Source organism: bacterium, from assembly GCA_040756715.1.
GTDB lineage: Bacteria > UBA9089 > UBA9088 > UBA9088 > UBA9088 > JBFLYE01.
This window is the reverse complement of the sequence record JBFLYE010000138.1, coordinates 1-7,884: the sequence shown is the minus strand read 5'-3', so window position 1 is coordinate 7,884 and position 7,884 is coordinate 1. Positions and strand designations below refer to the sequence as shown.

The 7,884-nt window shown below is 37.2% G+C and carries 1 protein-coding gene; it reads right to left on the bottom strand.

What is annotated here, in order from left to right; genetic code table 11:
- Nucleotides 1-7,884 (bottom strand): right-handed parallel beta-helix repeat-containing protein (locus AB1397_05310; protein MEW6482402.1); only part of this gene is annotated, 7,884 nt, incomplete at both ends.

The window sequence follows — 7,884 nt, the reverse complement described above, 5'->3', positions numbered from 1 at the left end:
AGCCATTATTAACAATTGTATCATCTTTACATCCTCCCCCTAAGTATCTTTGAGGGCCATCAGAGAAGAGAGCAAAGGAAAAGGCAGGGGAATTTAAATCCTCGGTAACTGTGCCAAAGAGGAAGCCCAATGCAGTTTTTTTCTCAGGATATTCATATGCCCCCATATCTACAATAGCAATTCCATCATTGTTTCCATCCTGTATTCTTGGATTACCATCCTTGTCAGTTACAGGAATTCCTTGTGCTTCATTTAAACCCGTATCTATACAGAAAGAGGTAGATTGTAAGTGATAATCTTCATCACCAATAAATTGGGGGTCAAGGGATATATTGTTTACTATTTCATGTTCAAAGCAATTATAGTATCCATTATTCCCATCCAGACCATTGTTCCAAACACAGTTATGTTCAAGCATAGAGATAGCCGGTGGATGATTAGAGTCGATAAATTGATAAATACCATATCCATCGGTAGTTGTCCCATTTTCTACAATAATATTGTTTGTAATATTTGCAAAAGAAAAGCTGAAGAAGCCTCCAAAGTAAAGATTTCTTAAGATTGTGTTATTTGTAATATTTGGAAAGGAATTCCAACCACATGCAATGCCAATCTTATTTTCCAAAATAATATTGTTTGTAATGTTTGGATATGAACCATAATCTTCTAAAATATGCTTTTTTATCCTCTCAGGAAAGCCTTGAAAAGGAGAAACACTTGGATCCACTACGATACCACTTCTATTTCCAGCAATTATATTATTTGTAATATTTGAAGATGAGTTTTCACAACGAATACCGCCTTCTGTATAATAAAGATCACATTGATCATTTCCATTCTTTGAGATTATATTGTCAGAAATGGTTGGAGAAGAATCCTTACAAAAAATCCCATAATAGCTATTCCCTGAGATTATATTTTTTGTGATAATTGGGTCTGCCCCATTTTTACAGAATATACCAATACCATTGTAGTTAAATTCCTCATAATATATCTTTCTTGCCCCCGTTATATTGAAACCAGAGATTAAGGCAAAATCTGCACCATCTCCCTCAAAGGTTAGTGTATTTTTCTCACCAAGCTCTGAGGATGAAATTGTAGTTGTCCCTTTTCCAATTAAAGCAATCCTTTTGTTGATATAAATTGCCTCAATATAGGCATCCAATGTAGGAGAGACAGTTCCCCCAATTGGACAGACATCTATTCCATCCTGGATGGTAGGATATATCCCAATTATCTCTCCCTCTGGATTATAAACAACAACCGAGGGAATCAAGAGAAAGAATAGACTTGTAGCAACTCCAAAGCTATTCCCTGCTGTAATTACATTTATTCCTGGTGGTTGGGTATTTATGATAAATGTTATGAAAAATGTTCCTTTGGGGGATGAATAGGTAGTGGCAATCGTAAAGGTTATTCCAAAATCAATGGTTATTTGATGGTTTTCTAAAAACCCTAAGCCTTCAATCGTTATTACCTTTCCAACCGAACCCCTCTTTGGCATTGGTGTGATCTTAGGATTTGTTGGTATCCCTTGAAATTCATAAGCACCTAAATCAATTATTCTTTTTATCCTTTCCTTTCCATCTTTATCAGTTAATGGAAGTTCTAAATCACTCTCCTTACCAACATCTATACAGGGAGAATCTGGTCTTAGATGATAGTCCCACAAACTTATAAATTGAGGGTCAAGATATATATCATTCCTTCCCGGATCACATCCCTTATAATTATTACTTCCACCTAAGCCATTTCTAAAGAGGCAATTGTTAAAGATTGAAGGATTACCAGTTGAATATATTCCATAAGCATCATCTTTTGTTATGCCATTTTCGGCAATAATATTGTTAACAATTTTAGCAGTGGAGAAAATACCATTTGTCCTATTCTTTGCGATTGTATTGTTTAAGATGGTTAAATCTGAGCCTGAGCAAGAAATTCCATTTTCATTATCAGAAATTACATTATTAACAATGGTTGCTTTTAAAATATTGCCATAAATACCATCTTTTCTATTCTTTGCGATTGTATTGTTTAAGATGGTTGAATTACCTCTTAAGCAGGAGATTCCATTTTCTCCATTATCTGTAATTATGTTCTCTATACAAGAAAAGCTATGTCCATAGATTCCATTCTTAAGATTCCCCATAATTGTATTATGGGTAATGGTTGAAGGAGAAAAGCAAAAGATACCATTTTCAATATTGCCGGCAATTATATTGTTTGTGATAACAGGCTTTGCATCATAGCAACATATCCCATTTCTTCCCCCAGTGATCATAAAGAAAGAGATAGAGGCATTGTCTGCCTTGTTACCTTTAAATGTTAGACCATCTTCCATATTTGGAAAGATGGTTGGTGTTCCAATCCCAACCAGAGAAATCCTTTTTTCGATCAATATATTTTCGCTATAGGTTCCTGGGCAAACCATAACTGTGCCTTTTTCTTCAAAAAGTGAGATGCCTTCCATAATCGTATTAAATGGATTATCCTCTGTGCCAAGCTCTATACCTGTATAATCATCATCTACATAGACTATATCAATAGGGTTTAATCTAAAATTAGCTGTAGTAATTGTTCCTGTTTTTATTTCTACATTCTCTGTATAAGAACCATAGAAATCACTGACCTTTGCAAATATTGTATATTTTCCATCAACCAGGCGAAAGATAATATATTTGCCATTTTCATCAGTGGTTGCAGTATAGGATGAAGGACCAAATATTTCTATCCTTGCTCCTTCAATAGGAACTTCTGATATATCAGTAACCCTACCCATAAGAATGCTATAGATTGGAGGCCCTTGGAATTCTTGAAATTCATAAGCACCCAGATCAATTATACCATACACTATCCTTTCCTTTCCATCTTTATCGGTTGATAGAATCATACCTGCTGTATTTAAGCCTTTATCTCTACAAGGAGAAGAAGGTTGAAGATGGAAATCAGCCATCCCGATAAATTGAGGGTCAGAGGAGATGTTATTTGGTCCTAAAGAACAATTGTAGTAATTATTATTTCCATCTTGACCATTCCCCCAGATACAGTTATAATCAATCCTTTCATTATTTGTGAGCTCATAAGAATAAATACCCCATTCTTTATTTTTGCTGATGATGCTATTTGTGATGACAAGAAAGTGTAGGGAAGAAATGGAGATGTAGCAATAGATACCATACTTATTTTGACTGATTGTATTGTTTGTAATGTATGAAAAATAAACCCATTCGTCTCCCCATATAGGTGATGGGAAGTGGTAGTAATAAATTCCTGCATTACCATTCTCGCTGATTATATTATTTGTAATAGTTGTATCTAGGGAGGAGTCACAGAAAATGCCATCCCCCTTATTCCCTGAGATCGTGTTATTTATGATATTTGGACGAGAATCTAGTCCTGCGTAGATGCCAATAGAATTCCCCGAAATTGTATTGCTTGCAATGGATGGAAAAGAGGAATAGAGGCAATAGATACCACGCCAATGCCCTGAAATTGTGTTATTTATAATCTTTGGGGAGGAATCTATGCAGAAGATACCACGCTTATTATTCCCAAAGATTATATTGTTTGTGATAATTGGAGAGGAATTGTTGTGGCAGTAAATGCCATCGTAATTTTCTGATATTGTATTGTTTGTAATGGAGGGAGAGGAAGAAGAACCATAGATACCCTCACCATTTCTTGATATTGTGTTATTTATGATCTTTGGGGAAGAATTGTTGTCGCAGTAAATGCCACAGTAATTCCCTGAGATTGTGTTGTTTGTGATAATTGGCTCTGCACCATTTATGCAAGATATTCCATGCCGATTTGCACCAGTTATGGTAAAGCCTGTGATTATAGCATTGTCTGCGGCATCACCATCAAAGGTTACCGCACTTACATAGCCAAGTCCAGATGCTGTAATGGTGCAAATATCTGCTCCCGCACCAATTAAGGAAATATTTTTGTTGATATAAATTGCCTCATTGTAGATTCCAGGAGAAACCGAGACTGTGCCTCCAATCGGGCAGTTGTTTATTCCTTGTTGAATGGCCGTATAGCTACCGATAAAATTATTGTTTTTATCGTATACACAAACTGAGCCAAGAATGGGTAAAGCCTCTATTTCCTTAGTCAATTCAAGGTCTATTTCTTCGGTAGTAGAACCACAAGATGCAAAAATTGGATTTGCTGTGCCAATCACCTGAAAAGGATAATATACAAAAGATAGGCTGCCATAGATTCCAAAGGGCTCACCAATGCTTGGATTGCCATTATTATCTAGATCAAGGAATGAGGCTAAATAATATGTTCCAAGGTCAACCTGGAGGGTATAGGTATAGGTTCCCTGGTCTTTTTTAAATGTCGTTGTCCCATAATATATAGGTTTTTTACTAAATTGTGGATTATTAAATGCTTGATAATATAAAATCCCTGTTTTTGTTCCTTGATAAGAAATCTTACCCGTGATTGTCCCACCTTTTATATCATAAAATCTTCTTAAGAAATTATCCCATCTATGGCAATCTACATAATCTACGGGATAGATTTTATTCCCCTCCTCATAAGCATAATGCTGAGGGTCATTATTGTAAGCATTAACATCCTTTGGGAAGTAAATAGAAAGCCCATAAGAACCATAGCCATCGTCATCATCTCGCTCTTTGCCCCGATAATTGGCAATAATTGCTGAAATTAGGCTTTCTTTAACCCTTTGTGCTGATTCTTGGATCTCTGTATCTAAGGTAAGGCTTTTAACCTTATCGGCAAAGAAATAAAGGTCTACACTGTGAAAATATTTTGATTCAGAATAGGCAGAGAGGCTTTGCCTTGCCTCTTTTATCTTTTCCCAATCAGTAATTCCATTCATACTCTCAGCAAAGCTATCAATTGCATCAATTAAATTTCCTAATTTATCCATATCTAATGCAGATTGGGTAGTATCATATTTTAATTGTGCTTCAGAATTTTGACCATATCTTGTAGTTATTATACTTGCTAATTCTTTAGGGGAGATACTTGGTGTATTAGCTAAATCCCCTAAAATAGCATCATATGGCCAGCCACCTGCCCATTCAAATTCCTCTGAGCCTACTAAACAATCGCATAAACCCCGCAGGGCATAAGCTACCTCTACCATAGCCATAAAGCACATATCAAAGCCAATTAGGTTTAGATGGGTATTTGCACTCCCAATTGATTCTTTTACTTCACTCATAAAGAGAATGTCTCCACTCGTATCATCCACGCATACTCCCTTTTTAGGGATTTGCCTTTTGGGTGTTCGCCAACCACCACCATGGTTCCATAGGATAAGGCTATATTTTTTGGCAGGATAATTAGTAGTTGCCCAATTGATGAAATCCCGAAGGGTATCGGGATCACCCATATTTACCTCCCTTCCTCCTAGATCATCTCCCCAATCAGAGATAGCATTGGATTCATAAGGCTCCATATCCTTGGTAATCAGAAATCTATGGCATTTTGTCCAATTTCCGTATGAGCTATTTCCTCCCTCAATCCTATCCATTTGGACAACAATATTTATCTTATAATCTGAGCCAACCTTTGCCATCTCAAGAAAATCATCAATCGCCCAACTTTCTAAGCTATTATCAGCATCAAGGTAGACGATGAATGTCCATTCCTTAGAGGCTTCTACATTATGGGTTAATTCAAGGTCTATTCCTTCGCTAATTGAGCCTCTAAAGACAAGGATGGGAATTGGTGTGCCAATAACCTTAAAGGGAGAATATACAGAAGATAGGCTGCCATAGATTCCCAAGGGCTCTTTAATGCTTGGATTATCATTGTCATCTAGATCAAGAAATGCCAAGAGATAATAGCTTCCCTTTTCCAGATTAGAAATGGTATAGGGTTGGGGGAAAGAGGGGGAATAGATAATTTTTTCCTTAAGTGAATCACCAGAAAACAAGGGATTATTAAATAAAGCGATATGGAGTGTTCCTGTTTTTGTTCCATTGTAGGTGATCATCCCAGCAATTGTGCCCCTTGCAGGTTCTCCTGGGAATTCATAGGCACCTAGATCAACTATGCCATTTATGATTCTTTCCTTTCCATCTTTATCTGTAGCTGGGATGGCTGGGGCAGTATTTGAGCCAGCATCAATGCAAGGGGAGGAAGGCTGAAGGCTAAAGGCTGAAGGCTGAAATTGTGGGTCATCTGAGATGTCATTTGCTCCAGCAGGGCAATTGTAGTAATTACCAGAAGAATTATTCCAGACATCGTTGTAGTTCATCGTAGGATTGCCAGATTCTACATAGATGCCTGATGCATTCTCAGCAATGATATTGTTGTAAATAAAGGGGGAAGAATTAAGGCAATAAATGCCATTTTCTTTATTTCCCACGATTGTATTGTTGGTAATAATTGGGGAGGAAGAAGAACAATAGATGCCATTATTTTCTGTGATTATGTTGTTTGTAATGATGGGATTTGCACCATTTATGCAGAATATCCCTTGGGTAATTTTAAAGCCAGAGATTAGGGAATTATTGCTCTCAATGGTTACACTTCCTTGAATGGTTGCTCCTTTGCCAATCAGGGAGATATTCTGATTAAGGTAAAGATTCTCAAGATAATCACCTGCTAGAACAAGGACACTTCCTCCTATAGGACAGGCATCTATTCCACCTTTAATCGTAAGATAGCCTCCGATAATCTCTCCCTCTTTGGTAAAGACAGAGACTAAGCCTATGGCAAAGGTTTCTGTGGCAAATCTCTCTTTATCCCTGGCTGTGATTATTGTCTTTCCTAAGGGCTGGGTATCTGCCATAAAGGTGGTGAGAAACATTCCATTTGAGCTTAATGTAGTTGCAATTGTCTTTGTTGTTCCAAAGTCTATACTAACTACCCCATTAAATCCAAGCCCCTCAATGGTAATTATGGTTGCAATATAGCCTTCTTTTGGATTTAGTTTAATCTCTGGGTTTGCTTCTATGATTTCAATGGTCTTTGTTCCTATGGTTTGGCCTCCATCATCGTCTGATACCCTTAAGGTTATGGTATAGGTTCCTACATTTGTGTATGAATGAATGGGGTTTTCGCTAGTGGATGTTCCTAAATCACCAAAGTCCCAGAGAAAGGTTATAGGGTCTGTATCAAATACCTCTGCGATAAATTGGATTGGGTAGTTTACCTTTCCCTGGCTTGGAGAGGATAAGGTTATTTGGGGATTTAAGTTTAGTATAGTTATGGTTGTTTGTGTCTCTGCCTCTCCTTTATCATTATCAATTACCCTTAAGGTTAAAGAGCCAATGTAGTCATCATCGATTACAATGGTTGTCATTGAGCCATCGTAATACATTTCGTTTATTTCCCAAGTATAGGTTGTAATTGTCCCATCAGGGTCATAAGAGCTTGAGCCATCTAAGCTTATTGGCATTCCTTCATAGCCAGTATATCCTCCAGTTATAATTGGAACCGGTAGCTTATTCTCTACACTTCCACAAGACCAGAATATTCCCTTTACCTTTTCTTCTATTTGCCTTAAGCCTTTTATTTCTTCTTTCTTTATTTCCCTCATATCTATTCCCTTTATCTGCTCAAGCTCTAAGGTTTCTAGGTCTAGGGTATAGGCAGTATTAAAGTAAAGAAAGGCAAGGGAATTTCCATCGGGAGAGAATACTGGCCTTGTTCCATCCACTACCTTTGTTTGTTTGCTTCCATCCCTTCGCATTAAATAGATAATGTTTCCTGAGGAATAGGCAATTCTTTCTCCACTGGGTGAGAAGAGAGGCTCAACATCATCTACTTCATTGTTGGTTAGTTGCCTAATGTTTGTTCCATCTTTGTTCATTAGGAATATCTCATAGGAAGAACCCTGTTTGGCAAAGGCTATCTCATTTCCTCTAGGTGAGAAGGATGGGTATTTTCCTTGGG